The organism is Thalassolituus sp. UBA6592, from assembly GCF_002433655.1.
GTDB lineage: Bacteria > Pseudomonadota > Gammaproteobacteria > Pseudomonadales > Oceanobacteraceae > Venatoribacter.
Map to the genome: position 1 here is coordinate 17,153 of NZ_DJIO01000028.1, position 25,861 is coordinate 43,013.

The following is a 25,861-nucleotide window of genomic DNA, read 5'->3' on the forward strand; positions in this document are numbered from 1 at the left end:
GACCTCCATTTGTTCCTTATTGCTGCAGAATAAAGGAACGCTCTTCTGTTTGATGTTAAAGCCCCCGGGGTTGCCCCCGGAGTATTCGCCTTATGTTTTTAATTCAGTGTCTCAGGCACTGATACTGGCCATTTCCGGCGCTTTTTCGGTCAGTTTGCCATTGGCAATCATTTCCTTATAAACCGCCATAATGGCTTCCTCGATCGGCTCCATGGCATGTTCGCCATTAGGTAAGATTCCGGCCTCTTCCAGCAGTGACCATGGCTCGTAACCAATTTTGGAACAGAGCACAGACTCACAGCCTTTCAGGGCACGGATGGAGCCGGCCAGGGCGCTTTCTTTTTCACCACAGGTATCGTTACCGATACAGAACTGATCGACTTTACGGTGACTGATAAAACGCACGCCTTTCGGTGATGCTTCATAAATCAGGAATTCGGTCGCGTGACCAAAGTGCTGGTTAATCAGACCACCGCCACTGGTCGCCACGGCCATTAATGCCGGACGGGTTTCTTCCGGAATACGGTCTTCAACCGCAGGCACATTAACCGCCGCCAGACGTTTGCGTTTTTCTTCTTTCTCATCCAGCTCTTCCATGATGCCGGCGTGCACGGCAGCGCGGGTTTTCATCGCGGCGTCGTAGTCGATATCCATGGCGGCGATTTTATCCAGGGTAAATTCTTCGCCCCGGTCTTCGCCCAGCAGACCAACAGCGTCAGCCCGGCACTGACGGCAGTGACGCATCATGTTCATGTCACCGGCACAGGCGTCCTGCAGATCCTGCAGCTCTTCCGGCTCTGGACCGCGCTGACCCATGATGCCGTAGAAAGTACCGTGCTCAGCTTCAGAAATAAGTGGCATTACGTTGTGCAGGAAGGCGCCTTTTTCTTTCACGATGCGGCTGACTTCTTTCAGGTGATCATCATTCACACCCGGAATCATTACCGAGTTCACTTTCACCAGAATGCCTTTTGCCACCAGCATCTCCAGACCTTTCTGTTGCTGCTGAATCAGAATTTTGGCGGCTTTTTTGCCGAAGATGCGTTTGTTGTTCCAGTAAATCCATGGATAGATTTTGGCGCCCACTTCCGGATCAACACAGTTAATGGTGATGGTGACGTGGTCGATGTTGTGCTTGGACAGCTCTTCCACCGCATCCGGCAGTGCCAGACCGTTAGTGGAAACGCACAGTTTGATGTCCGGCGCTTCTTCGCTGAGCATGCGGAAGGTGCTGAAGGTACGCTCCGGGTTGGCCAGCGGGTCACCAGGGCCAGCGATACCCAGTACGGTCATCTGCGGAATGTTGGCCGCTACCGCTTTGGTTTTCATCACGGCTTCTTCCGGTGTCAGCAGTTCAGACACCACACCAGGGCGGGACTCGTTGGAGCAGTCGTATTTACGGTTGCAGTAGTGGCACTGAATATTACAGGCCGGCGCCACCGCCACATGCATACGCGCAAAATAGTGATGCGCTTCTTCGGAATAGCATGGGTGGTTTTTTACTTTTTCACGGATCGCTTCCGGCAGTGCGGCCATCTGGTCGTTATCACTGCCACAAGAACCGGATGCACAACTGCTGGCGGCTGCTTCTCCACCATTTTCTTGTCCAAGCACATTCAATTGCATGGCCTCAGCTCCTTTTCAGTACCCTGCCCTCTGTTAATGGGGCATTTCTAATCTGGATTCCCGCGCTGATACATAGTCGGGGTCGGTTGCTGAATCAGTACTGCAATGGCGATGCCTGAAAGTTAAGTTATTGTTTTATATAGATTTTGGATTTACTGGAGGGGAGTTTTGTGGGGTTTAGTACAACACAGCGCGGATGGCTTTTGTTGTAATTAACACAATAGAAACATTACACATTGAAAGGGTATTAACGCCTGAGGTAGCGCAGCCAGCGACCGAGATTGAGCAGACTGATCAGCGATCCGGCGACATAAGTGAATGCTGCAGCACGCAGAATGGTGCGCGCGTTGCGCATATCTTCAGCATCCAGATAGTCGCCCTGCTCCAGCGCCGGCAAGGCTTTGCCAAAGCTGGCATCCCATTCCACTGGCAGGGTGATCAGATGCATCAGCGTACTCATCAGCATGGCACCAACGGCAAAGATCAGCAGCAGTCGCGCCAGTGGCGGAGATACCGTGAGCAGCAGTGGTGACAGCAGCAGGGCAACCGGTGCGACGCGCTGCATCCAGTAGGTGACTGTCGCCATGCCGGTACGCAGACTGAACAGTGACTCGCCGTGCGCATGCTGTATGGCGTGGCCGACTTCGTGGGCGGCTACCACCACTGCCGTCAGGCTTTTGCCTTCCAGCTTGTCTTTGGTCAGGCGCACGGTGCGCGTGGTCGGATCGTAGTGATCGCCGGCGGCGGTTTCCTCAACCTTCACCCGTTTCAGCCCAAATTTATTGATCAGGTGCAGCGCCATTTCACCGCCATTGCCGGGGAAATCGTCACGCGGTGCTGAATGCTTCTTCAGTACCTGCCTTACCCACAGACCGGGCAGAAGCAATATCGCCAGTAAAATCAGTACCAGCAGCAGCCAGAGCATTGGTTATCCGTCCTGTTTTCTTTGTTTCAACAAGGATTCTACTGCAGCATAACACCAGCTCTGAAGCCCGTTTTTGTGTCTTTCTGACCATTTCTGCAGGAATTGCGACAAACTAATTCGTACGCGGATTAGTCAGCCTGCCCCTTCGCTGATAGAATACGCGCCCTGATTTACCCCCGGAGTACTCCCGTTGAGTATTAAGTACATTGCATCTTCCAAACTGCCCACGCCGTTCGGTGTGTTCACTATGCACGGCTTCGAAGACGAAGAAACCGGTAAAGAGCACGTGGCGCTGTCGATGGGTGATGTTGCTGATGGCCAGCCAGTCCTGGCCCGCGCACATTCTGAGTGCCTGACCGGCGATGCCCTGTTCAGCATGCGCTGCGACTGCGGCTACCAGCTGGAAGCGGCTCTGCGAGCAGTGGCTGAAGCCGGCCATGGTGTAGTTCTGTATCTGCGTCAGGAAGGTCGTGGCATTGGCCTGCTGAATAAAATCCGCGCTTATCATCTGCAGGATCAGGGCGCAGATACCGTCGAAGCCAACGAACGTCTGGGTTTTGCCGCCGACATGCGCAATTACAGCATGTGTCGGCCGATGCTGGATCTTCTGGGCATTCACACCATACGCCTGATGACCAACAACCCACGTAAGGTGAAGGCTCTGAGCGATGCTGGCGTTGAAATCGCTGAGCGTGTGCCGCTGCAGGTTGGCCGTAACCCGTTCAATGATGGCTATCTGAACACCAAAGCCTCCAAGCTGGGTCACTTTCTGCCGCTGGATACGCCACCGCAGGGAATTCCGACCCATCAGGACGACGAGCCGGAAGCCGGTCAGTTATAAGCGCGGCCAGACGTCAGGTCTGGCCATGCGGTTCCTTAATTCGTCAGCTCTGATCGCCTTCTTTAGGCTCTTTCTCCGGCGGTTTCTCGCGCTTCACATGCAGTTTGATTTCATGGCCTTCAAACTGACGTGCCATCGCCTGCATTTTTTCCACATGACGCTCAGTCAGTACCGTACCAATCGATAACAAAATAACACCGGCGGGACTCACCAGATTACCCACCAGCGTCATACCAATGCGCGCGTCCTGAATCGGAATCCTCTCCATATTAGGCACAACGCCCTCATCAAAGTCTTCCAGCACATCCATGAAAATGTCTACCAGCTCGCGGTCGTAGCGCTGTCCGGCCATCTTCAGCAGATATTCCCGTGCCTGCTCTTCGTCGAGGGTTTCGCCAAGGAAATTATATTCACGCTGAATTTCGACATAATCGGTGACGATACGCAGAATCCGCGCTTCTTTGGGAATGGCGTCGCCGGAGAGCTTGTCCGGGAAGCCCTTACCGTTATACAGCTCCATGTGTGAGCGGATGATATTGGACGCATTCTGCAGCGGTTCGAGCAGCATCAGGCTGGTCTGGCCGTTAATGGTGAAGTGCGCATATTCCTGTTTTTCCGCGCGTGTCATCTGGCCGATGGCTTTATTCAGAATCACGTCAGACAGTGACACTTTACCGATATTTCTCAGCAGCGCGGCATAATACACATCCTGAATCTGCTGCCCTTCCAGACCGGCAAATTCGGCGAACTCTTTCGCCAGCCGGGCGAGTTTTTCTGAGCTGCCTTCTTCTTCACCATTACGCCGCTCCATGATGCCCACCAGAATATGCACCATACTGTTAAATTCCTGCCGCAGGGTACGATAGGCATCGGTGAGTTTGGCTTCCGCTTCGCCCAGATCGAAACTGGTTTCGTGGAATTTTTCCTGTAAGTGCCGGTTCAGACTTTCCAGCTCTTTGTTCTGTTCAACGATATGCGCGTTGAGTTTTTCGTTCGCCGATTTCAGATCGCGGTTATCAATCGCTTCTGCAATCACGGCACGCAGCTGATCGTTATCCCAGGGCTTGGCGATGTAGCGATAAATATTGCCTTCGTTTACCGCCTTAATGGCCGACTCCAGGTCGGAATAGCCTGTCAGCAGAATACGTATCATCTGCGGATATTGTTCAAAACAGGCTTTCAGTAACTCAGCACCAGTCATTCCCGGCATGCGCATATCAGAAATAATCACGTCGAAAGAGTCATTTTTAAGCTCCTCCAGCGCGGCTGCACCACTGCTGTGAGTGACGACATCGTACTGACGGTGAAACAGGCGCTTCAGTGCCTGTAATACGGCTTCTTCGTCGTCGACAATCAACAAGCGGCCATTTTTTTCCCGTGGTTGTGGCACATAGCCTTCACTTAACATCGGTATTACTCCTGCAGCCGTTTGGCATCCAGAGGCAGCCAGATGGTGAAGCAGGTACCTTCACCCGGCTGAGTCTCCAGCTCGATCCGCCCATGATGGGCCTCTATTAATTGATAGCACAAAGCGAGTCCCATGCCGGTCCCCTCGCCCTCGCCTTTGGTGGTAAAGAAAGGCTCAAACACCCGGCTGGCAACCTCTTTATCCATACCCGGGCCGTTGTCCCGGATCTCAATCGCCAGCCAGCCCGAGGACAATGTTTCTTTCAGAGTGATCACACCATCATCCTTTTTCGCCGCCAGCGCCTGAATCGCATTCACCAGAATATTCAGCACCACCTGACCTATCTGGGAAGGATTACAGGGAATCAGTGGCAACTCCTGCAGTCTGACCTCCAGACGGATATTGCCCTTAATACGGCTGCGCGCCATATTGATCACGCTGTCCAGCTGCTCATTGAGCAGGCTGGGTTCCATTACATCTGTGCTGCGCCGGCTGAGCTTGCGCATATCACTGACGATGCGGGCAATACGGTCAATTCCTTCGCTGAGATCGTCGATACGCTCAGGCAGAGAAGCCAGAGCTTCCGGCAATGCCAGCTGCTGATAACTCTCCGCCAGCTCATGGTAAAAATCGGAATCCTTCGCCAGACTATCCGACATCTGATCGACACGCCGAATAAAGGCCTGCAGGGCGTCCAGGTCCTCGCGCAGGGTCTCCAGATTGCTACGGCAGTAAGCCACCGGGTTATTGATTTCATGGGCAATACCCGCGGAGATCTCGCCCAACGCGGCCAGCCGTTCGGACAGTTCCATGCGCCGGCGGGCTTCTTCAAGGCTCTGATTCAGATGCTCAACCTGAGCAGAGGTGTTGTGTAACAGACGCGAACGGGCCTCACTGACATGCTGCTCGTCGAGCAGATCTTTGCGCGATTTATCCAGCGCACGACGCAGCCGGTAGCTGTAAAAATGTTGCCGCCAGAGCCAGAACAACAGCACAAATTCGGGAATCGCCACCAGCAGCGCCAGTACCAGTGCGGTGAGCTTCTGATTAAACAACCCATCAATGCGGGCATAGCTCAGATAGAGGCTGAACTGGGGAATCATAAAATCGCTGAATACCAGCATCATTTCCCGTGGCTCGGTGACATCCGCCGTCATCATGTGTCCCTGCCAGCGGATCTGCAGCGGCATATTACCCAGCCCCAGATCTTCAGTGATGTGCTGCAGCCAGCGTACCGCATAAATGCGCACTGACAGTCCGTCCGGCTGCGCCTCACTGAGCATCAGATCCAGAACGACGGCGGGTTTATGATCCAGCGGATGAAATTTTTCTGCCTGATGGACAGTAACACTGGCCACAAGATCATCCAGCGTCAGGCGTACATGCCAGTCGCCGGGCTGCAGAACCTCCTGCGGACGATCGGCAAAGGTCATATAAGACCCCATATCTGTGCTGCCCTGCAGTGCCTTCAGGGTTTCCGCCGAGCCGCCGTTTTCCATCACTGTGCGGGCGTCGGTCAGCATGCCGTAGTAGTCACGCAGGCCGCGGATAAATACGCGCTCCAGCAGATGCTCACTCATATTCTGCACACGCTCGTTCTCCATGCGCAGTACGACGTCGTACACCGCAGCAGCCGAGCCCAGCACAATCAGAATGATGATCAGCAGATAACGTTTCAAAGCACCTTCCCCGCCAACGGACGTTTGCTTTACCAGTACATCAAGTAAAGCAGTTCAGCGGGAAAACGGGGGAATCAGAGCGGAAAGTCTGCGCCGGTTCACGCCATTGGCGTGTGACCGGCACAAAGATCAGAAGGCAGACGGGTCTGAGATCAGCTTTTACCGGCGCTGAGTACCGGGGTAATGGCTGGCAACACGCTGCGCGCAGTGGCGACGACATCCGTTGCGGTCAGGCCACAGACCTGCAGCTGGCGCGCCGGAGCGGCATGTTCGATGAACTCGTCGGGAATGCCCAGGGTTCGTACCGGCACCTGTATACCGGCCTGAGCCAGAGCTTCCAGTACAGCACTGCCGGCTCCGCCCATAACGGCATTTTCTTCCAGCGTGATCAGCAGATCATGACTCTGCGCCAGTTCAGCCACCAGTTCAGCATCCAGCGGCTTCACAAAGCGCATGTCCGCGACGGTCGCATCGAGGGTTTCGGCCGCCTGAGCAGCGATTGCCAGTGGCGCGCCAAAGGCCAGCAGTGCCACCCGCTGACCGCTCACCGCCTGGCTTTCACGGCGCACAATGCCTTTACCGATCGGCAGCATCTGCATTTCTTTCGCCGGGCTGATACCGCTACCAGTGCCACGCGGATAACGCACCGCCGCCGGGCCCTGGTGCTGATAACCGGTGTACAGCATCTGCCGGCATTCGTTTTCATCGGATGGTGTCATCACCACCATATTCGGAATGCAGCGCAGATAACTGAGGTCGTAAGCACCGTGATGGGTCGGGCCATCTTCGCCCACCAGACCGGCACGGTCGATGGCAAACAGCACATCCAGATTCTGCAGCGCTACGTCGTGAATCAGCTGATCGTAGGCGCGCTGCAGGAAGGTCGAGTAAATCGCCACCACCGGCTTGGAGCCATCACAGGCCAGACCCGCCGCCAGGGTAACAGCATGCTGTTCCGCAATAGCAACGTCGAAATAGCGCTGCGGGAATTCTTCAGAGAAGCGGATCAGGTCAGAGCCTTCACGCATGGCCGGCGTGATGCCCATCAGGCGCTCATCAGCGGCGGCCATATCGCACAGCCACTGACCGAAAATATTGGAGTAGGTCGGCTTTTTCACCGCCGCCACCGGTGCCGATGCTTTCAGCGCGTGGTATTTCACCGGATCTTCTTCGGCCGGCGCGAAGCCTTTGCCTTTGCGCGTCACAATATGCAGAAAGCGCGGACCTTTGAGCTTTTTCAGGTTCTGCAGGGTGAGCACCAGCTCATCCAGATCATGACCGTCAATCGGGCCGTAATAGTTAAAACCCAGCTCTTCAAACAGGGTGCCCGGGGCCACCATACCTTTCATGTGTTCTTCGGTACGGCGGGCAAATTCCCACGCCGCCGGGATTTTTTCCAGCACGCGCTTACTGCCGGCGCGCATGGCTGAGTAGGTGCGGCTCGACCAGATACGGGTGAAGTATTTGTTCAGGGCGCTGACATTGTTGGAGATCGACATATCGTTGTCGTTCAGAATCACCAGCATGTCGGCCTTTTCCTGACCGGCGTGATCCAGAGCTTCAAACGCCATACCGGCGGTCATAGCACCATCGCCAATGACAGCGATGCACTCGCGGTCGTTCTGCTGGGCTCGCGCCGCCAGCGCCATGCCCAGTGCAGCACTGATAGAGGTACTGGAATGACCAACACCGAAGGTGTCGTATTCACTTTCATTACGCGTCGGGAAGGCTGCCGGGCCCACTTCACTGCGGATCAGTGGCATCTGCTCGCGGCGGCCGGTCAGAATTTTATGCGGATATGCCTGATGACCCACATCCCATACCAGACGGTCATCCGGGGTATTAAAGACGTGATGCAGGGCGACGGTCAGCTCAACAACGCCCAGACCCGCGCCGAAATGTCCGCCGGACTGGCCAACGCTGTAGACCAGATATTCACGCAGCTCAGCGCACAGCTGAGGTAACAGATCTGCATTCAGATCGCGCAGATCTGCCGGTGAATTAATCGTGTCCAGCAGAGGCGTGTCAGGCCGGTTTTCGGGGATCTCTGTAAGAATCATCGGCTACTTCGGTATGTCGGATGTCAGTGACGGCCAGTGTCCGCTGTCACAAAAGGAGGCCATTCTACCGACACTTGCCGCCAATGAGTAGCGTTGTGGGATTACTGACAAGTACAGTTGCAGACAAGGCCCATGCAGCGTTGCCTGAACAGTACATTACCGCTCTGACATGGGCGGATTGTTTAGTGATCACGGGTAATGATGTAATCCGCCAGCTGCTTAAGCACGCTGACATCACCATCAATACCACTCAGAGCGGCGATGGCATCATCCACCAGCTCCAGCGCTTTACTGCGGGCACCGTCCATACCTAACAGAGCCGGATAGGTTGGCTTGTTCAACGCCAGGTCCGCGCCCTGATTTTTACCCAGTACCAAGGTGTCGCCTTCGATGTCGAGGATGTCATCCCATACCTGAAAGGCCAGACCGATGGCATCGGCGTAACGGGTCAGAGAATCCAGCGTTGCGCTGTCCGGCTGTTCTGTCACGCAACAGGCGCCCATCAGAACCGCCGCCCGGATCAGGGCTCCGGTTTTGTGACGGTGCATGTTTTCCAGCTCCGCCAGTGTCATCTGCTTACCGACGTTGGTCAGATCGATACTCTGGCCAGCCACCATACCGGCGCCACCGGCATTGCTGGACAGCAGGCGGATCAGCGTCAGACGCTGGGCATCGTTCTGATATGGCGCGTTGGCAAGAATTTCAAAGGCTGCAGTCAGCAGACCGTCACCGGCCAGAATCGCGGTGGCTTCATCAAAGGCAATGTGGCAGGTCGGTTTGCCACGACGCAGATCATCGTCGTCCATGGCCGGCAGATCATCGTGTACCAGGCTGTAGCTGTGGACCATTTCCAGCGCCACCGCTGCGCTGTCTGCCTGCTCGCGGTTGCCGCCTAACGCTTCTGCCGTGGCATACACCAGAAACGGGCGCAGTCGCTTGCCGCCGTTGAGCACACCATAGGTCATGGCTTCAGCCAGACGCTGGTGCTGTAAATCAAGCTGACGGATGTGTTGTTGCAGTTGCTGCTCTACACGCTCACGGGCGATTTGCAGGGCTGATTGCATTTTATTCTCCGTCATCGAATGGCTGCGCAACACTGTTGCCATTCTGTTCCAGCAGTATCTGTACCCGCTGTTCGGCACTGGCCAGCGCCTGCTGACACTGACGGGTCAGGCCAATGCCCTGTTCAAATGCCTGTAATGAATCTTCCAGAGTCAGTTCGCCGCTTTCCATACGCACCACCAGCTGTTCCAGCTCCTGCAGTGCCTGTTCAAAATTAAATGCGGGCTTGCCGTCGGTCATAGGGGTCTCTCACTGTTATTCAGTGTCAGGGTACCGGAATAGAGCCTGCGTCGACAGAGGCATGCGCAGGGCGCGGCAACACTAACGCTATGCATGTACAGGGTCAAGCGGCCGCCGGCAGGTACGGCCGTGCGGAAAGATGCCACACCCCGGATTCCCTACCAATAAATTCGTCAGCGCTGAGGAAGAATACAAATGTTTGACTAAACTCAGAATCATTGAAAATTGATTTTCCAAGGAGCGACTGTGGATCTCGCATCATTAGTTGGCCTGGTCGGGGCCTTCGGTATCGTTGTGATGGCCATGATGCTGGGTGGGGAGCTCGGCATGTTCATCAATATACCGTCGGTTCTGATCGTGGTCGTCGGCAGTATTTTCGCAGTAATGATGAAATTCGAACTGGGCCAGTTTCTTGGCGCAGTGAAAGTGGCAGCCAAGGCCTTCTCATTCAAGTTGAGCAAACCGGAAACCATCATTGAAGAAGTTGTCGAGCTTGCCGGTCTGGCGCGTAAAGGCGGCCTGCTGTCGCTGGAAGGTAAAGAAGTCAGTGATGATTTTCTTGGCAAAGGCATTCAGTTGCTGGTCGACGGCCATGACCCGGACGTCGTGCGCACTCTGATGAGCAAAGAAATGAAGCAGGCCAGTGAACGCCATGACATCGGTATCAATATTTTTAAAGCCATCGGCGACGTAGCACCGGCGATGGGGATGATCGGTACCCTGGTTGGTCTGGTGGCCATGCTGTCGAACATGGACGATCCGAAAACCATTGGTCCGGCGATGGCGGTTGCACTGCTGACAACGCTCTACGGCGCCATGATGGCGACCATGTTTGCCCTTCCAGTAGGCGACAAGCTGACCCTCAGAAAGGACGAAGAAGACCGTCTCAAATCTATGATTATCGACGCCTTGCTGGCTATTCAGAGTGGTCAGAATCCGCGTGTGATTGAATCCATGCTGCAGGCCTACATTCAGGAAGGCAAACGCACAAGTTCAGGTGAGTAATCATGTCTGCCGAAGAAGAACAGGAATGCCCACCCTGTCCCGCGATACCGGGTTGGCTGGCGACCTTTGCCGACCTGATGTCGCTGTTGATGTGTTTCTTCGTGCTGCTGCTGTCTTTCTCCGAGATGGACGCACTGAAGTTCAAACGTCTGGCCGGTGAGCTGCGTCAGGCATTTGGTGTGCAGACGGTGGTCAACGTATCCGATCCGCCCAAAGGCACCAGTGTGATTGCCCGGCATTTCAGCCCGTCCATTCCGGAACCGACGCCGATCAACGAAGTACGGCAGAAAACCAGTGACATCACCAAAAGTTCGCTGGAGGTTCTGTGTCAGGACGAAGTGACACAACAGGAAGAACGTCAGGGTGATCAAGGTGAACTGACCCGCGAAGTGGTCGTCCCCAAAGAAGATATGGAGAACGAAAAAACCGAAGAGGAAGCCATGAAAATGGCTGCAAAACTGGAAAATGAAATTGCTCAGGGTCAGGTCGAAATCGAAACCGTGGGTAAAAAGATCATTATCCGTATTCAGCAGCGTGGCGCTTTCCGTTCGGGTTCTGACTATATCGAAGACAGATTTCTGCCGGTGATCGACAAAATCCGCGAGGTACTGGTGACCATTCCCGGCATGATCTCAGTGGAAGGCCATACCGACGATATTCCAGTCAGTGGCGGTCGTTTCCGCAGTAACTGGACGCTGTCATCCGCCCGTGCGGCCGCTTTCGCAGAGGAATTATTTGTCGCACCGGAAATGGACGAAAGCCGCTTCCAGATTGTTGGTCACGCTGACACCCAGCCATTGGTGGCCAACGACAGTCCGGAAGCCCGTGAACGTAATCGCCGGGTAGAAATTATTATTCTGCGCAAACAACCGGGCGACGATGACGATGTGCCGGAAATTGAAACCGATGACGCCGCTGTGAACGATGCTCTGAACGCACAACCGGAAGATTTTGAACTCAGACCAAATGAGATCTTCTGACAAAAAAAGGAAAAGAAATGGAAGAACGCCGCCGCTATTTCCGCCTGGATGATGAAGTGGTTATGGATTTCCAGGCCATTTCTCAGGAAGAGTTCCAGCACTGGAAAGAAAGTCAGTCACTGGAAAAAAACGAGCTCAGGGAACTGGAGCAGGAACTGGGAACACTGCTCCATCAGATGCGCTCCGTGCACCCGTCACTGGCGCAGATTCTGGAACTGTATAACCGCAAGATTAACCTGCTGAGTGGCCATAAAGATGACAGCAGTGGAGCACCTATGTCCGGTACTGAATCACGGGTACGGGTTAACCTCAGTGCCTGTGGTATGTCGTTTTATACCGATTCTGATCTCAGTGGGTCCAGCCACCTGCTGTTTCAGTTACAGCTGAAACCTTCCAACGCCATGCTTAATCTGGCGGGTACCGTCGTTTCTGCAGAAAAAACCCAGCAGACCAACAATCCGTTTCTGGTTCGGGTGAATTTCGATGGCATTCAGGAATCCGAGCAGGAACTGCTGATTCAGCATCTGTTTCAGTTGCAGTCAAAAACCCTGAAGCATATGCGCGATCATTGAGCCGGGGAACCGGCTCTGACTCCTCCAACTTATCTGCCTCAGTCGCGGCGGCCTGAAGCTGACGGCCTGCAAGGGCCTGTCGGCAAAAGCCGCAGACTATCGCCGCAGTAAATCCGCTTTGCTATTATCAGCGACCTGAAAACCGCAGATGCAGCAGAGCCAGTACCATGAGTTCAGGACCACGAATTTACACCCCCCAGCCATTAACACCGGGATCGCGTCTGGAGCTCGACAGCCAGGCTGCGACTCATCTGGTGCGCGTGCTGCGCCTGACTGACGGCGACGCGCTGCGGCTGTTTAATGGTGACGGCTGTGAATACGCCGCGACCCTGAGTGACAGCGGTAAGAAATCCGCTTCCGCTGATATCACCGGTGTCGTGCGGGAAGATGCGCCACTGCCATTGCAGCTTCATCTCGGTCAGGTGGTTTCGAAAGGCGACCGCATGGACTTCACCATTCAGAAAGCCACCGAGCTGGGCATCAGTGACATCACGCCACTGTGGAGTGAACGCTGTGAAGTCCGCCTGAAAGGTGAACGACTGGATAAGAAGATTGAACACTGGCAGAAAGTAGCGGTCAGTGCCTGCGAACAGAGCGGGCGGAATGTCATACCCCGCATTCACCCGCCACTGTCATTCAATGACTGGTGTGCGCAGACGGAGGCGGATCTGAAATTTATTCTGCATCCACACGATCAGAAACCGCTGCGTGATTACACACAGCCGCAGACACTGGCTTTGCTGGTTGGACCTGAAGGTGGTTTCAGTGAGACAGAAGTGCAACAGGTGCTTGCTGCAGGCTTTCATGGACTGACACTCGGGCCGCGTATTCTGCGCACAGAAACGGCCGCATTAACGGCCCTGAGTGTGTTTCAGTATCAGTGGGGCGATTTCTGACGTCAGACTATTCCGGGCTCTGGCGTTTTTTCAGAATTTCCAGCAGATATTGCAGATGCTCTGCCGCGGTGTGACCGAGACTGGTCAGGTAACCACCGTCAGCATCATCAATCAGGCCTTTCTCATGCAGGCGTTTTACCGCTGCCAGCAGTTCCGGACTGGCGTCGTTATGCACCTTAATCCCTTTCTGCATGCTGTGCAGATCGAACTGCGCCAGTAACGTCATTTCGCTCATCAGTTCTGAAGAAATCGGCATCGTCTGAATCCTTTTTTATTGGGTAAATTCAGACTATGCCTGTGCCACTGAAATAGCGACCAGCAAATTACGCCAGAATGACCCGGATCAGTTTCATCCGGGTTATTGCGTTATTTTGCTGCATCTTTAATCCGTTTCTGTCAGGCGGAAATGCTTCCAGTCCTGAGCACTGCTCAGGTAATACAGGCCGATCAGCAAAGCCATCCACCACTCCACCACGCTCTTCCAACGATCATCCGAATCCACTACCTGCAGAACGATCATCACACCGAGGAAAAACCACTGAGCATAAATCAGTGCAAACTTCTGTTTGAGGCTGCTGCCGATATCCACACCACGCTTTTTCAGGTGTTTCAGCCAGTAAGTCACACGGGTCTGCACCAATAAAGAAATCAGGAAAAACAACGCGGCAAAAACGGTATGCAGGGTCCATGGTAAATGGTCTTTGTCCGGACGCAGCACCGCAGTGGCGATAATCAGACAGACCGAGCTGATCACTCCGGCAGTGACCATGTAGCGCACCGTCCAGATCGGACGCTCCGGTGCAATTTCAATCAGCCAGGACTGCATGCAATACCACCACACAGCAAACAGTACGCAGGCAGAAATCAGCCCGCCACGGAACACGAAGGCCTGAGGATCCGGAATACCGGTCGCGGTGATGCTGGTACAGCCGGTGAGATACGGTACGCAAATGTCCGTTGTCCCCAAATACATACCCATCACCAGCGTCAGCCAGAAACTGCCATGGGATAACCAGAAGCTGGTGTGCGCAATGCGCTGTGGCAAAGTCATACGCTGGCCTCCTGTGCATGAATGCCGTCGCCTTTCTCGCGGCGGGTCAGGCGGAATTCCTTCCAGTCACGCCATGTAGTCCCGAAATACAGTGAACTCAGGGACGCCAGCCACCATTCGGCAATTTCAATCGGACCATCCGTATTCAGATCGAAGATCATAATCACCGCCAGCCACAGAATCAGCAGCAGCTGCAGCACAGCCAGAACCTGCTTAAACACGATGCCACTGAATTTAATATTCAGCTCCTGCTGCAGCTGGCGCATACGCCATGTCATCACAATCTGGCAGATCGCCGTGGTGAGAAAAAACAGCACAGCGGTAATGGTGTGGAAGCGCCACAGGAATTTATGATCACGCGACGGCACCATGTGCTCGCCTAACACGGCAATGGAAGCCACCAGCAGAATGCTGGCCACGGTAGCGAATGCCACCAGCCGGTGTACCCAGGGGTGATGTTGCGGATGGCCGACACTTTCCAGCCAGGCACGAACGCAGTACCACCAGAGGATAGCGATCACGGCAGTACTGATCAGTCCGGCGCGGAACACGTACGCCGCCGGATAATAAACCCCGGTGGCGGTAATGGTGGAACAGCCGTCAAACCATGGAATACACAGCGGCACATGACCGCCTGCAACGGACAGACCGTAAGTGCTTCCTATGGTCAAAAAGGGTAAAACAACGGCCAGAAGAGCAATTCGCTGCGGCACAGTCATGCATCATTCCCTGTGTGATAACGGAGTATTGGCCAGCAGGTTTGCTGGCCGGCTTAAATCAGTACTGCTGTTGATTGACCAGACGGATATGTTTCCAGTCCCAGAAAGAGGTAAGGAAATAAATGCCGATAAACAGCGTCGCCCACCATTCGATAATGCGTTTACCGTGACTCATTTCAACGCCGACGGTAACACCGGCAAAGCCCACCGTCATAATCCACAGGATGGCAATGATCAGGGTTTTAAAGCGGATGGAGGGCACCGGCAGGCCGCGTTTAAATGCGCGTAAAATCAGAATGTAATTCATCGTCAGCGCAATCAGCATGCCCTGAAAAAACAGGTTTGCGCCACGTACATGCACGCCCCAGCGGGTAGAATCTTTTTCCGGCAACAATACCGCGGTACCGACCAGCAGACCCAGCGCCGCCACGACACCGAAGAAATGCATAACATTCAGCGCGATACGGTTGCTGTTAATGTTGGTGCCACTCAGCCAGACACGCATCACCTGCCACCAGATAATGAAAAACACGCAGGCCGCGATCATGCCGCCACGGAAGATAAAACCGCCGTCGCCTTTCATACCAGTGTGGGTAATGTCGGTGCAGCCATCGATAAAAGGATTACAGAGTTCTGCGGTTCCGGCAGAGGTACCGACCCAGTAGGTCACTGCGATGGTGCCCATGGAGAGAATAAAACTGGCTAATGCAATCAGTTGGCCGAACGACATAAGGATCTCAGCTGCGGGAAAAATTGGGCTCTATAGTATCGCAGCAGAGGGAAAATGACAGACCGTCCGCCGTCTTTACATAACCCGGCAAAAGCGGGCTACAGACGACGGACAGCCTGCAGGTCAGGCCGGATCAGTTATTCGCTGCCGCCAGAGCCTGAGCGATATCCGCAATAATATCGTCGATGTGTTCAATGCCGATGGACAAACGCACCAGATCACTGCTGACACCAGCCGACGCCAGTTCTTTTTCATTCAGCTGACGGTACGTGGTGGTGGCCGGATGACAGGCGAGACTTTTCGCATCACCAATATTCACCAGACGTTTGATCATCTGCAGAGCATCAATAAATTTTGCCCCGGCAGCGGCACCGCCTTTGATACCGAAACTTAAAATCGCCGACGGCTTACCGCCTAACATACGCTGTGCAACATCGTAGTAACGGTTATCTTTTAATCCGGCGTAGTTCACCCAGTTTACCTGCTCATGAGCCTGCAGATATTCCGCAACTTTCTGAGCATTTTCGACATGGCGTTCCATACGCAGTGCCAGTGTTTCCAGTCCCTGCAACAGCATAAAAGCATTCATCGGCGACAGCGCTGCCCCCATATTACGCAGCGGTACTACCCTGGCGCGGGCAATAAACGCCGCCGGGCCCATGGCTTCCGTGTAAACCACGCCATGATAGGACGGATCCGGCTCATTAAACTGTTTAAAGCGCGGATTATCTTTCCACGGGAATTTACCGGAATCGACAATGGCGCCACCTAACGTGGTGCCATGGCCACCGATGTATTTGGTCAGCGAATGCACCACGATGTCGGCGCCAAATTCAAATGGCCGGCACAGGAAAGGCGTTCCCACTGTGTTATCCACAACCACGGGGACGCCGTGCTTATGCGCCATATCCGCCAGCGCTTTAATATCCACCACATTGCCCGCCGGGTTGCCGATAGACTCGCAGAACAATGCCCGGGTGTTATCGTCGATTAAGGCTTCCAGCGCGGCCACATCATCACCGGATGCCATGCGCACTTCGATGCCCTGCTGCGGAAAGGTGTGGGCAAACAGGTTATAGCTACCGCCGTAAAGCTGGCTGACGCTGACGATATTATCCCCGGCGCGGGCCAGAGTTTGCAGAGCCGCAGTAATCGCCGCCATCCCGGAAGCCATACACAAGGCAGCAATGCCACCTTCCATGGCCGCCAGGCGCTCCTCCAGCACCGCATTGGTCGGGTTCATAATACGGCTGTAAATATTGCCCGGTTCTTTCAGATCAAACAGATCGGCGCCGTGCTGGGTATCGCGGAAACTGTAAGACGTCGTCTGATAAATGGGCACCGCGACGGCGCGGGTGGTCGGGTCTTCGCTGAAGCCGGCATGGATCGCCTGGGTTTCTAATTTCATGGGGTTCCTTCCTTCTGCTGTCAGCCGGTTGGTATCGGCCTGTTATTGTCTGCATTGGCGCAGCCGCAGTCTAACAAGAGCGCCGCCCGTTAAGTAGTAGTGCTTAAGCAGTAACAACATTTATCACAGAGTGGCTTTGCCGGCTGACTTGCATTCACCTGCCCCCGCCGTAAACTCGCGCCAATACTTTTTATTTCCGCCCGGAGCCAAAATGGCAAAAAAGAAAACCGCCTACGTCTGCAGTGACTGTGGTTCTGAACACGCAAAATGGCAGGGCCAGTGCAACGATTGCGGCGCCTGGAACACGCTGCAGGAATTCGTTGTATCGTCATCCAAAACGCCATCCCGTGATGCCAGCTACGCAGGCTATGCCGGAGCTGCCGGTGATCAGGGCATTCAGCGTCTGGCCGACGTGGATCTGGCCGAAGTGCCGCGGGTAGGCAGTGGTATGCAGGAATTCGACCGTGTATTGGGCGGCGGCCTGGTACCCGGTTCCGCCATTCTGATCGGCGGTCATCCGGGGGCTGGTAAGTCCACACTTCTGCTGCAGACCATGTGTACACTGGCAGCACAGATGCCAGCCCTGTACGTCACTGGCGAAGAAAGCCTGCAACAGGTGGCCATGCGCGCCAAGCGTCTGGGACTGCCCACCGACCAGCTGAATATGCTCAGTGAGACCAGTGTTGATCGTCTGATTCAGACGCTGCAGAAACACAAACCTAAGGTGGTAGTGATCGACTCCATTCAGGTGATGCACGTTGATGGCATTGAATCTGCGCCCGGCAGTGTGTCACAGGTACGGGAGAGCGCCGCTGCCCTCACCCGTTTTGCCAAACAGACCGGCACCATTCTGTTACTGGTTGGCCACGTCACCAAAGACGGCACCCTCGCCGGGCCGAAAGTGCTGGAGCATATGATCGACTGCTCCATCATGCTGGAAGGCGATGGCGACAGCCGCTTCCGCACCCTGCGCGGCATCAAAAACCGTTTCGGCGCCATTAATGAATTAGGCGTTTTCGCCATGATCGACACTGGCCTGAAAGAAGTAAAAAATCCCAGCTCGATATTCTTAAGCCGCAGCGAAGAGCCCGCCGCCGGCAGTGTGGTGATGGTGATCTGGGAAGGCACGCGCCCCCTGCTGGTCGAAATTCAGGCACTGGTCGATGACAGCCATTTCGGCCATCCGAAACGCGTGGCTGTGGGGCTGGATCAGAACCGTATGAATCTGCTGTTAGCGGCATTGCACCGCCATGGTGGCATTCATCTCGGTGACCAGGATGTGTATATCAACGTCGTTGGCGGGGTGAAAGTAAACGAGACATCCGCAGATCTGGCGCTGTTACTGGCGGCGCTGTCCAGCTTCCGCGATCAGCCATTACCGAAAGAATTAATCGTCTTCGGTGAAGTTGGTCTGTCCGGTGAAATCCGCCCGGTACCGTCTGGTCAGGAGCGTATTAAAGAAGCGGCTAAACACGGCTTTACCCGCGCCATCGTGCCGAAGGCGAATATGCCACGTCAGGAAATTCCGGGCATGAAAATCATCGGAGTGGATAAACTGCAGCAGGCGCTGGAGAGTATCTGAAGCAGAGCAGGTTGCGGGGGCATCTGCTCTCAAACCTGCAACCGGCTGGCTCTCACACCTGCAACCGGCTGGCGACGCCTGGCACCACGTCGCCGTTTTCCACATGTTCGGCGCCACGCAACATAGCGCGGATCAGCTCATTGGCATCGAACTTGGTCAGAGCTTCATTGGCCCCGACCTGATGCGCTCGATCAACACTGATCTCACTCGACAGTGAGGTGTGCAGAATTAAATACATGCCGGCAAGGCGTGGGTTATTACGCACTTCGAAGGCCAGTTCATAACCATCCAGACCCGGCATTTCAATATCACTGACCAGAATATCGTAGGGTTCACCAGATTCTGCCGCGCGTTGCATCATCGCCAGCGCCTCGCTGCCATCACCGCAGACATCAAACGGCACGTTCACATAATTCAGTGCTTCTGCCAGCTGACGACGGGCGACACTGGAATCGTCCACCAGCAGGATCGGATGACTGCGCAGCAGTCCCTGCTCGGTGGCGGTAATCTGTGCATGCAGTTCATCTTCCGCCACCGGAAAAATATGCGACAGCACCATTTCAATATCCAGTAACTGAATCAGTGAATCGCCATGAGATATCACGCCGGTGGCGTATATGCTGCGCCCGGCACCTTTTGGTGGCGGTGAAATATTACGCCAGCTGTAGTCGATAATGCGGTCAATTTTACGCACCAGAAAGCCGACCCGCTGACGCTGGCAGTCTGTAACAATCACAAAACAATCTTTAAGGATGTCTTTTGGCTGCGGGCGATAGCCCACTGCAGCGGCAAGGTCGATAACCGGGATGGTTTCGCCACGGATATGCGCAGCACCCAGCACGACCGCGTGGGACTGAGGGAAAGCAGTAAGTGGCTGAAAAGGGACAATCTCTTTAACTTTCAGTGTGCCAATACCGAAGGATTGCCGCTCATTCAGCTGAAACAGCAATAATCCCTGAGATGCCTGATGCTGGCCGGTCGCCATAGTCTGCTCCGAACAAGACTCTGATTCAAAACCCCTGTTCTGACAACATAAAACAGGCCGGACTTTAAGCTTAGCAAATCCGGAGCAGGTCACATGGCGGGATGGTTAAATATTGTTATCTTTATCAGCGGACGGCTTATTGACCGTCCGGTGCTTTCTGTTCTGCCATTACTTTCTGCAACTCGCGATTACGGGTGTTCTCACGCATCGGCACTTTTTTATGCAGTGCGGCTTTGGCCAGCATATTGGCGGATACCGGCGCAGTAATAAACAGGAACAGGCTGATCACAATTTCGTGCACACTGAAACTGCCATCGCGCGCCGCTGTGGCTGCCACTGAGGCCATCAGGACCGCGCCGATTCCCAATGTTGTCGCCTTCGTCGGCGCGTGCAGACGGGTATAAAAATCCGGTAATTTCAGCAGTCCGAAAGAACCGACAAAAATAAACAGGCCACCAATAATCAGCAAAGTAGCAATCAGATAATCACTCATACATTCTCACCCACAGATTATTCGATGATGTCGCCGCGCAGCATGTATTTACACAATGCTGCGGTACTGACAAAGCCCAGCATGGCAATCAGTAGTGCGCCTTCAAAATACAATGCCGAACCGTTATACAGCCCCAGCATAATGATCAGAGCGATGCTGTTGATATACAGGGTATCCAGCGCCAGGATGCGGTCGGTCACCGTAGGGCCGATAATCATACGCCAGACATTCATTAACAGGGCCAGCACCACCAATGCCGTGGTGATCATCATCGCGCCCTGAAGCACAATACTGCTTAACATGAAAAAATCTCCCGCAGTGGCTTCTCATAACGCTGACGGATTTCACTGATCAGCTTCTGCTCATCCTGCAGATGCAGTACATGGATATACAGCCAGCGTCTGTCATCAGAAAATTCGACACTCACAGTCCCAGGTGTCAGCGACACACTGCTGGCCAGTACTGTCAGCGGAAATTCTGCTTTCATGCTTAGCGGATAAGCGACAATACCCGGTTGCAGCGTACGGTTCGGATACATCACCCGCAGCGCGACTTCGATATTGGACTGGATAATGTCACGCACCAGGCGCAGAAAATACACAACGATTTTAACCGGTTTACGCGCTTTACTCTGATCATCCACATACGGGAAAGTCAGCACCGGAATCAGCCACGCCAGAAAACTGCCCAGCACCAGATGGCCGACAGAAAAATCATTAAGCAACAGCCAGACAATCAACAGCATCAGACTGTGCATCGGCATTGGCAGCAATTTATTAAACACCTTCGCCATCACAGAGCCTCCGCCAACGGTTGAGGAGCCAAATACAGAATCTCTGCCGCACGCTGAGTAATTTCGGTCAGTGCGCCACCAAAAATAACCATCAATGGCAACGCCAGTAACAGCACGAGTACGGCAATAACCTGCAGCGGATGGGCGCGGACTTTTTCTGCCGTATTAGAAGAATTTCCGCCACTGGTGCGCCAGAACACGGTACTGCCCGCCCGCGACAACATCACCAGCGCTGCCAGACCAGAAATCAGTAATGGTGGCCATACCCAGCCCGCATCTGCGGTCGTCGCCTGCAACAACATGACCTTACCGACAAAACCGGACAGCGGTGGCATACCGATCAGCGCCAGTGCCGCTATAAAAAAGAAAATCCCCAGCATGGCCGGCTGACTGACGGCCCGCGCCTTAACCAGACGATCCTGCGCCTGACCGCGCTGATCGGTAATCAGACCAGCAATCAGCAACAGAGCAGCAGATGCCAGCGTGCTGTGAATCAGATAATAAATAGCAGCCGCAGTAGCCTGCTCAGTGTTGACCGCAATCGCCAGCAGCAAAGTACCGGCAGACACCGCAATCAGATTACTGGCCATCATTTTCAGACTCTGACTGGCCAGCACTGCAACCACCGCCATCACCAGCGTCAGCCACGCCAGCGGCCACAGCCATTCCGGTGTGATATTGGCCAGGTCACCGGCATGATTGCCAAACACCGCCGTGTGTACCCGCCAGATACTGTAGATACCCACTTTGGTCATAATGGCAAACAACGCCGCCACCGGAGTCGCGGTATAGGAGTAAGTGCGCGGCAACCAGAAATGCAGCGGCAGTAATGCCGCCTTAAGACCAAATACAATCAGCAGCAGCATGGCGCCGGATTTCGCCAGCTGAATATTATCTTCATCCAGCTGCGCCGCCTTATGCGCCATATCAGCCAGATTCAGCGTGCCGAATGCCGCGTAAATAATACCCAGACCAATCAGGAAGAAAGACGAACCCGCCAGGTTCAGCAGTACATAATGCACCGCCGACTGCGTGCGTTGTTTGCCACCACCGTGAATGATCAGCGCATAGGACGCCATCAGCAGAATTTCGAAAAAGACGAACAGGTTAAAAACGTCGCCAGTCAGAAATGCACCGTTAATCCCCATCATCTGAAACATAAACAGCGGATGGAAAAACATCCCGCGTTTATCGTCACCGGCGCAGGCGTAAAGGTGTGCAGCAAGGCCGAGAACGGAGGATAAAACCAGCATCACCGACGCCAGCGGATCGTTTACCAGAGCAATACCGAATGGTGCCTGCCAGTCGCCCATCATATACATGGTGGTGCCGGTCTGCAGACTGTCCGCCAGTAACTTCACCGCCACCACCAGCAACAGCAGGTTGGCGATAATAACCGCCACTCGCTGACGGCGGATGTATTTATGGAAGAACGGCAGCAGCAGTACCGTACCCATCAATAATGGGATCAGAACCGGGAAAAAAACCATATGCTGTAACAGAGACATTACTGGTTCTCCCCGCGCTGATTGGCAGAGTTCTGTCCAAGTTCATCATAAATAACGGTTTTACCATCGACATGATCATTACCCAGATCAGAACGCGCGCGCAGCGCCAGAATCAGCGCAAACGCTGTCATGGCAAAACCGATCACGATGGCGGTCAGAACCAGAGCCTGTGGCAATGGGTCGGCATAACTTTCACTTTCACCGAGGATCGCCGCGGCATCAATTTTCAGATTACCGCTGGCAAACAGAAACAGGTTAACAGCATAAGACAGCAGAGTCAGACCCAGCACCACGGCAAAGGTATAACCGCGTAACACCAGAAAAACACCGCCGGTGGTCATAGCACCCACACAGATTGCGTAAATCGTTTCCATCAGCGCACTCCTATCCGTGGACGTTCGGCAGAATTGAGCTGCCCAAGGTTGGCAAGAATCAGCAGTGTTGCGCCAATCACGGTGAAATATACCCCCAGATCAAATACCAGAGCGGAAGCCAGTTCGAACTTGCCGATTAACGGCAGATAGAAATAATCGAACCAGGTTGTCAGGAACGGACGGCCGAACAGCCAGCTGCCAAGACCCGCGCCAATGGACAGCAACAGGCCCACGGCAATCAGAACATGGTATGGCAGATTCAGACGCGCTTTCATCCAGCTGCTGCCATGGGCAACGTACTGCTGCACCAGAGCAATGGCTGTAATCAGACCCGCGATAAAGCCACCACCCGGCATGTTATGCCCGCGCAGGAAAATATAAGCAGAAACCAGCAGCGCCAGTGGCAACAGACTTTGAGAGACGACCGCCAGCATGAGCGGGTTCTTATCTTTCGACCAGGCCTGACCTTCATGGTCTGCCGCCGGCAGATACAGACGCATACCCGCCAGCAGTTTATAAATACCCAGCGCCGCGATCCCCAGTACCGTGATTTCACCCATGGTGTCGAAACCACGGAAATCGACCAGAATCACGTTCACCACGTTGGTACCACCACCGCCGGTTTTACTGTTTTCCAGGAAGAAGCCGGAAATGCTGTCCAGTGGACGTGTCAGCATGGCGTAACACAGAGTACCGACCACCGCACCCACCGCTGAGGCGATACCGAAATCACGCACAATACGCTGAATCGAGCTTTCCTTGAGTGGTGTTCTTTGTGGCAGATAATACAGCGCCAGCAGGAACAGAATGATGGTCGCCACCTCAACCGACAGCTGCGTCAGCGCCAGATCGGGAGCGGAGAAATAAGCAAAGGCAATAGCTACCATCAGACCGACGATGGAAATCATAATCAGCGCCAGTAAACGCAGGTGACTGTAGAGCACAGTCAACACCGTACCGATGACCAGAATAATGGCACCGGCGACCATCGGCATATCCGCCTTGGTAGGTTCCACAGATCCATTAACATCAGCCAATTGAATCAACGGCCAGCCGGCTCCGGCTAAGGCCAGCAATACCAGCATAATGACGTAGCGCTGCAGTTTGCCGTTATCAAACAGTGCCTGAACCGCGACCGCCTTGCGGGTAACCCACTGCACTGAACGTTCAAATTCGTACTTGGCATCGATGTCGGCAAACTGCCCCTGCAGGCCAAACAGATGGCGGCGGTTCAGATAAAGAACCGCACCACCGGCAACCGCCAGCAGACTCATCAGCAGTGGGATATTAAAGCCGTGCCACACTGCCAGACTGAATTCCGGCAGCGGCGCCTGCAACACAGCACCAGCCGCAGTATTAAGCAGATCGCCAACGGCGAAGTTAGGTACAACACCCACCAGCAGACAGATCACCACCAGCACCTCCACCGGCACCCGCATATAGCGCGGCGGCTCATGAGGCGTTTTCGGCAGATTGATTGGCTCGCCGTTAAAGAAAACATCGTGAATAAAGCGCAGAGAATACGCGACGGCCAGCGCTCCACCGACGGTGGCCAGCACAGGGATCAACCAGGACAGAGAACCCAGCGTGGTCTGGTGCAGGGTTTCGGCAAACAGCATTTCTTTCGACAGGAAACCATTCAGCAGTGGCACACCAGCCATCGATGCCGCCGCCACCATCGCCAGCGTGGCGGTATAGGGCATGTACTTCCACAGACCGTTGAGCTGGCGCATATCACGTGAACCGGACTCATGGTCAATGATACCCGCAGCCATAAACAGCGACGCCTTGAACACCGCATGGTTAATAATATGGAATACAGCGGCGATGGCCGCCATGCGCGTATCCAGACCAAACAGCAGCGTAATCAGACCAAGATGACTGATGGTGGAATAGGCCAGCAGACCTTTCAGGTCGTGTTTAAACAGCGCGGTATAAGCCCCCAGCAGCAGAGTAGACAGACCCACGATACTGACCACGGTAAACCACAGATCGGTACCGGACAGCACCGGATAGAAACGTGCCAGCATAAACACACCGGCCTTCACCATGGTCGCCGAATGCAGATACGCAGAAACCGGGGTTGGTGCTGCCATGGCATGAGGCAGCCAGAAATGGAACGGGAACTGCGCAGACTTGGTGAAAGCGCCGAGCAGGAACAGCGCAATAATCGCCGGATACAGACTGCTGTCACGCAGCATATCGCCACTGGCCAGAATTTCGCGCAGGCTGTAAGTACCGGTGACTTCAGCCATCAGAATAAAGGCAGCTAACAGGGCCAGACCACCGGCCCCGGTGATGGTCAACGCCATACGGGCGCCTTTGCGCGCCTCGGTTTTATGTGACCAGAAGCTGATCAACAGGAACGAACTGATACTGGTCAGCTCCCAGAAAAACCACAGCTGCAGCAGGTTATCGGAGAGAACAATGCCCAGCATGGCCGTCATAAAAAGGATCAGGTAGGCATAAAACCGTCCCATATGATCTTTTTCCGACAGATAGTAACGGGCGTACAGAATAACCAGCAGGCCAATCCCGAGAATCAGCAGACAGAACAGCAGCCCCAGACCGTCCATCTGAAAGGACAGCGTCAGGCCAGCAGCAGGAATCCACTCGTGCTGCCACATAAAGACCTGCCCGGCATAGACGTCAGGCAGCAGCGAAAGCACCAGAAAAAGAGAAGCCGCCGGAGCAATCACTGTGGTTGCCAGTGTGGTTCGGCGTCCAAAACGATAGGTTAACAACGGCACCAGGGTTCCCAGCAATGCCAGCACAGGAATCCAGAATAGTGTCATAAAGGTTTCATCCCTTTGATGATTTACAGTCCAGCACTAACCATACCATGACAGGTAAGAAGGCTCTAAAAAAAGAGTAGGTAAAGAATGTGTAAAGTGCTGAAAAAAGGCGGGATTAACAGATAAAAC

Annotated in this window: 25 protein-coding genes; 6 read left to right on the forward strand and 19 right to left on the reverse strand. The window is 54.3% G+C overall.

Translation table 11 applies throughout. From position 1 onward, the window contains the following. Positions 1-111: 111 nt before the first annotated feature. Both nifB and B2Z72_RS02465 read right to left on the reverse strand, forming a co-directional pair. Positions 112-1,626, reverse strand: a complete 1,515-nt coding sequence (gene nifB, locus B2Z72_RS02460; RefSeq protein WP_296984884.1) for a nitrogenase cofactor biosynthesis protein NifB — start codon at positions 1,624-1,626, stop codon at positions 112-114. A 247-nt stretch (positions 1,627-1,873) separates the two neighbouring features. Beyond that, the gene (locus B2Z72_RS02465; protein WP_296984886.1) at positions 1,874-2,551 is read right to left on the reverse strand and encodes a zinc metallopeptidase; all 678 of its coding nucleotides are present in this window, start codon (positions 2,549-2,551) and stop codon (positions 1,874-1,876) included. Positions 2,552-2,741: 190 nt separating this feature from the next. On the opposite strand from B2Z72_RS02465, the gene ribA reads away from it, so the two are divergent. After that, on the forward strand, positions 2,742-3,392 hold the full coding sequence (gene ribA, locus B2Z72_RS02470) for a GTP cyclohydrolase II (protein ID WP_296984888.1): 651 nt from the start codon (positions 2,742-2,744) through the stop codon (positions 3,390-3,392). A gap of 43 nt (positions 3,393-3,435) precedes the next feature. Here the strand turns inward: ribA and B2Z72_RS02475 are convergent, their stop codons facing one another. The 5 genes from B2Z72_RS02475 to B2Z72_RS02495 all read right to left on the reverse strand — a co-directional run bounded on the left by B2Z72_RS02475 (position 3,436) and on the right by B2Z72_RS02495 (position 9,841). Next, a complete protein-coding gene (locus B2Z72_RS02475) occupies positions 3,436-4,800 on the reverse strand; it encodes an HD domain-containing phosphohydrolase (protein WP_296984890.1) in 1,365 nt (454 codons plus the stop codon). Between the two features lie 5 nt (positions 4,801-4,805). Continuing rightward, a complete protein-coding gene (locus tag B2Z72_RS02480) occupies positions 4,806-6,479 on the reverse strand; it encodes a sensor histidine kinase (protein WP_296984892.1) in 1,674 nt (557 codons plus the stop codon). A gap of 152 nt (positions 6,480-6,631) precedes the next feature. Continuing rightward, a complete protein-coding gene (dxs, locus tag B2Z72_RS02485) occupies positions 6,632-8,539 on the reverse strand; it encodes a 1-deoxy-D-xylulose-5-phosphate synthase (protein ID WP_296984894.1) in 1,908 nt (635 codons plus the stop codon). A 182-nt stretch (positions 8,540-8,721) separates the two neighbouring features. After that, positions 8,722-9,603 carry a (2E,6E)-farnesyl diphosphate synthase gene (ispA, locus tag B2Z72_RS02490; protein ID WP_296984895.1) on the reverse strand — a complete coding sequence of 294 codons (882 nt, stop codon included), beginning with the start codon at positions 9,601-9,603 and terminating at the stop codon, positions 8,722-8,724. Between the two features lies 1 nt (position 9,604). After that, positions 9,605-9,841, reverse strand: coding sequence for an exodeoxyribonuclease VII small subunit (locus tag B2Z72_RS02495; RefSeq protein ID WP_296984897.1), 237 nt, complete (start codon positions 9,839-9,841; stop codon positions 9,605-9,607). Between the two features lie 246 nt (positions 9,842-10,087). Between B2Z72_RS02495 and pomA the strand changes: the two genes are divergently transcribed. The 4 genes from pomA to B2Z72_RS02515 all read left to right on the forward strand — a co-directional run bounded on the left by pomA (position 10,088) and on the right by B2Z72_RS02515 (position 13,294). Then, the gene (gene pomA / locus B2Z72_RS02500) at positions 10,088-10,846 is read left to right on the forward strand and encodes a flagellar motor protein PomA (protein ID WP_296984900.1); all 759 of its coding nucleotides are present in this window, start codon (positions 10,088-10,090) and stop codon (positions 10,844-10,846) included. A gap of 2 nt (positions 10,847-10,848) precedes the next feature. Further along, complete coding sequence (locus tag B2Z72_RS02505) at positions 10,849-11,826, forward strand: flagellar motor protein MotB (RefSeq protein ID WP_296984901.1); 978 nt, start codon at positions 10,849-10,851, stop codon at positions 11,824-11,826. Positions 11,827-11,843: 17 nt separating this feature from the next. Beyond that, the gene (locus tag B2Z72_RS02510) at positions 11,844-12,398 is read left to right on the forward strand and encodes a PilZ domain-containing protein (protein ID WP_296984905.1); all 555 of its coding nucleotides are present in this window, start codon (positions 11,844-11,846) and stop codon (positions 12,396-12,398) included. A 167-nt stretch (positions 12,399-12,565) separates the two neighbouring features. After that, positions 12,566-13,294, forward strand: coding sequence for a 16S rRNA (uracil(1498)-N(3))-methyltransferase (locus tag B2Z72_RS02515; protein WP_296984906.1), 729 nt, complete (start codon positions 12,566-12,568; stop codon positions 13,292-13,294). A gap of 7 nt (positions 13,295-13,301) precedes the next feature. On the opposite strand, the gene B2Z72_RS02520 is transcribed toward B2Z72_RS02515, so the two are convergent. The 5 genes from B2Z72_RS02520 to B2Z72_RS02540 all read right to left on the reverse strand — a co-directional run bounded on the left by B2Z72_RS02520 (position 13,302) and on the right by B2Z72_RS02540 (position 17,202). Next, positions 13,302-13,550 carry a TIGR02647 family protein gene (locus B2Z72_RS02520; protein WP_296984908.1) on the reverse strand — a complete coding sequence of 83 codons (249 nt, stop codon included), beginning with the start codon at positions 13,548-13,550 and terminating at the stop codon, positions 13,302-13,304. Between the two features lie 126 nt (positions 13,551-13,676). Beyond that, a complete protein-coding gene (locus tag B2Z72_RS02525) occupies positions 13,677-14,345 on the reverse strand; it encodes a hypothetical protein (RefSeq protein ID WP_296984910.1) in 669 nt (222 codons plus the stop codon). Next, positions 14,342-15,064 carry a hypothetical protein gene (locus B2Z72_RS02530; RefSeq protein ID WP_296984912.1) on the reverse strand — a complete coding sequence of 241 codons (723 nt, stop codon included), beginning with the start codon at positions 15,062-15,064 and terminating at the stop codon, positions 14,342-14,344. Before B2Z72_RS02530 ends, B2Z72_RS02525 begins: the two co-directional genes overlap by 4 nt. Before the next feature lie 58 nt (positions 15,065-15,122). Beyond that, positions 15,123-15,794, reverse strand: coding sequence for a hypothetical protein (locus tag B2Z72_RS02535; RefSeq protein WP_296984914.1), 672 nt, complete (start codon positions 15,792-15,794; stop codon positions 15,123-15,125). A gap of 133 nt (positions 15,795-15,927) precedes the next feature. After that, on the reverse strand, positions 15,928-17,202 hold the full coding sequence (locus B2Z72_RS02540; protein WP_296984916.1) for an O-acetylhomoserine aminocarboxypropyltransferase/cysteine synthase family protein: 1,275 nt from the start codon (positions 17,200-17,202) through the stop codon (positions 15,928-15,930). A 211-nt stretch (positions 17,203-17,413) separates the two neighbouring features. Between B2Z72_RS02540 and radA the strand changes: the two genes are divergently transcribed. Then, positions 17,414-18,784, forward strand: coding sequence for a DNA repair protein RadA (gene radA, locus B2Z72_RS02545; RefSeq protein ID WP_296984919.1), 1,371 nt, complete (start codon positions 17,414-17,416; stop codon positions 18,782-18,784). Positions 18,785-18,836: 52 nt separating this feature from the next. On the opposite strand, the gene B2Z72_RS02550 is transcribed toward radA, so the two are convergent. From B2Z72_RS02550 to B2Z72_RS02580, 7 genes are all read right to left on the reverse strand, one after another. Then, entirely contained in the window at positions 18,837-19,769 is a 933-nt protein-coding gene (locus tag B2Z72_RS02550; RefSeq protein ID WP_296984921.1) for a chemotaxis protein, read from the reverse strand. Positions 19,770-19,905: 136 nt separating this feature from the next. Next, complete coding sequence (locus B2Z72_RS02555; RefSeq protein ID WP_296984923.1) at positions 19,906-20,262, reverse strand: Na+/H+ antiporter subunit G; 357 nt, start codon at positions 20,260-20,262, stop codon at positions 19,906-19,908. A gap of 17 nt (positions 20,263-20,279) precedes the next feature. Then, complete coding sequence (locus B2Z72_RS02560; RefSeq protein WP_414716380.1) at positions 20,280-20,564, reverse strand: K+/H+ antiporter subunit F; 285 nt, start codon at positions 20,562-20,564, stop codon at positions 20,280-20,282. Continuing rightward, positions 20,558-21,055, reverse strand: a complete 498-nt coding sequence (locus tag B2Z72_RS02565; RefSeq protein ID WP_296984926.1) for a Na+/H+ antiporter subunit E — start codon at positions 21,053-21,055, stop codon at positions 20,558-20,560. Before B2Z72_RS02565 ends, B2Z72_RS02560 begins: the two co-directional genes overlap by 7 nt. Further along, complete coding sequence (locus B2Z72_RS02570; protein WP_296984928.1) at positions 21,055-22,563, reverse strand: monovalent cation/H+ antiporter subunit D; 1,509 nt, start codon at positions 22,561-22,563, stop codon at positions 21,055-21,057. The genes B2Z72_RS02565 and B2Z72_RS02570 overlap by 1 nt, the downstream gene beginning before the upstream one ends. Next, entirely contained in the window at positions 22,563-22,937 is a 375-nt protein-coding gene (locus B2Z72_RS02575) for a Na+/H+ antiporter subunit C (RefSeq protein ID WP_296984930.1), read from the reverse strand. The genes B2Z72_RS02570 and B2Z72_RS02575 overlap by 1 nt, the downstream gene beginning before the upstream one ends. Next, positions 22,937-25,732 (reverse strand): monovalent cation/H+ antiporter subunit A, encoded by a 2,796-nt coding sequence (locus tag B2Z72_RS02580; protein ID WP_296984932.1) that lies wholly within the window; start codon positions 25,730-25,732, stop codon positions 22,937-22,939. Before B2Z72_RS02580 ends, B2Z72_RS02575 begins: the two co-directional genes overlap by 1 nt. Positions 25,733-25,861: the final 129 nt, after the last annotated feature.

What these genes read in the sequence shown, in the direction of transcription:
- nifB (WP_296984884.1), bottom strand. Translation starts at nt 1,626, where the DNA reads ATGCAATTGAATGTGCTTGGACAAGAAAATGGTGGAGAAGCAGCCGCC.
- B2Z72_RS02465 (WP_296984886.1), bottom strand. Translation starts at nt 2,551, where the DNA reads ATGCTCTGGCTGCTGCTGGTACTGATTTTACTGGCGATATTGCTTCTG.
- B2Z72_RS02475 (WP_296984890.1), bottom strand. Translation starts at nt 4,800, where the DNA reads ATGTTAAGTGAAGGCTATGTGCCACAACCACGGGAAAAAAATGGCCGC.
- dxs (WP_296984894.1), bottom strand. Translation starts at nt 8,539, where the DNA reads ATGATTCTTACAGAGATCCCCGAAAACCGGCCTGACACGCCTCTGCTG.
- ispA (WP_296984895.1), bottom strand. Translation starts at nt 9,603, where the DNA reads ATGCAATCAGCCCTGCAAATCGCCCGTGAGCGTGTAGAGCAGCAACTG.
- B2Z72_RS02495 (WP_296984897.1), bottom strand. Translation starts at nt 9,841, where the DNA reads ATGACCGACGGCAAGCCCGCATTTAATTTTGAACAGGCACTGCAGGAG.
- B2Z72_RS02505 (WP_296984901.1), top strand. Translation starts at nt 10,849, where the DNA reads ATGTCTGCCGAAGAAGAACAGGAATGCCCACCCTGTCCCGCGATACCG.
- B2Z72_RS02510 (WP_296984905.1), top strand. Translation starts at nt 11,844, where the DNA reads ATGGAAGAACGCCGCCGCTATTTCCGCCTGGATGATGAAGTGGTTATG.
- B2Z72_RS02515 (WP_296984906.1), top strand. Translation starts at nt 12,566, where the DNA reads ATGAGTTCAGGACCACGAATTTACACCCCCCAGCCATTAACACCGGGA.
- B2Z72_RS02520 (WP_296984908.1), bottom strand. Translation starts at nt 13,550, where the DNA reads ATGCCGATTTCTTCAGAACTGATGAGCGAAATGACGTTACTGGCGCAG.
- B2Z72_RS02525 (WP_296984910.1), bottom strand. Translation starts at nt 14,345, where the DNA reads ATGACTTTGCCACAGCGCATTGCGCACACCAGCTTCTGGTTATCCCAT.
- B2Z72_RS02530 (WP_296984912.1), bottom strand. Translation starts at nt 15,064, where the DNA reads ATGACTGTGCCGCAGCGAATTGCTCTTCTGGCCGTTGTTTTACCCTTT.
- B2Z72_RS02535 (WP_296984914.1), bottom strand. Translation starts at nt 15,794, where the DNA reads ATGTCGTTCGGCCAACTGATTGCATTAGCCAGTTTTATTCTCTCCATG.
- B2Z72_RS02540 (WP_296984916.1), bottom strand. Translation starts at nt 17,202, where the DNA reads ATGAAATTAGAAACCCAGGCGATCCATGCCGGCTTCAGCGAAGACCCG.
- radA (WP_296984919.1), top strand. Translation starts at nt 17,414, where the DNA reads ATGGCAAAAAAGAAAACCGCCTACGTCTGCAGTGACTGTGGTTCTGAA.
- B2Z72_RS02550 (WP_296984921.1), bottom strand. Translation starts at nt 19,769, where the DNA reads ATGGCGACCGGCCAGCATCAGGCATCTCAGGGATTATTGCTGTTTCAG.
- B2Z72_RS02555 (WP_296984923.1), bottom strand. Translation starts at nt 20,262, where the DNA reads ATGAGTGATTATCTGATTGCTACTTTGCTGATTATTGGTGGCCTGTTT.
- B2Z72_RS02560 (WP_414716380.1), bottom strand. Translation starts at nt 20,564, where the DNA reads ATGTTAAGCAGTATTGTGCTTCAGGGCGCGATGATGATCACCACGGCA.
- B2Z72_RS02565 (WP_296984926.1), bottom strand. Translation starts at nt 21,055, where the DNA reads ATGGCGAAGGTGTTTAATAAATTGCTGCCAATGCCGATGCACAGTCTG.
- B2Z72_RS02570 (WP_296984928.1), bottom strand. Translation starts at nt 22,563, where the DNA reads ATGTCTCTGTTACAGCATATGGTTTTTTTCCCGGTTCTGATCCCATTA.
- B2Z72_RS02575 (WP_296984930.1), bottom strand. Translation starts at nt 22,937, where the DNA reads ATGGAAACGATTTACGCAATCTGTGTGGGTGCTATGACCACCGGCGGT.
- B2Z72_RS02580 (WP_296984932.1), bottom strand. Translation starts at nt 25,732, where the DNA reads ATGACACTATTCTGGATTCCTGTGCTGGCATTGCTGGGAACCCTGGTG.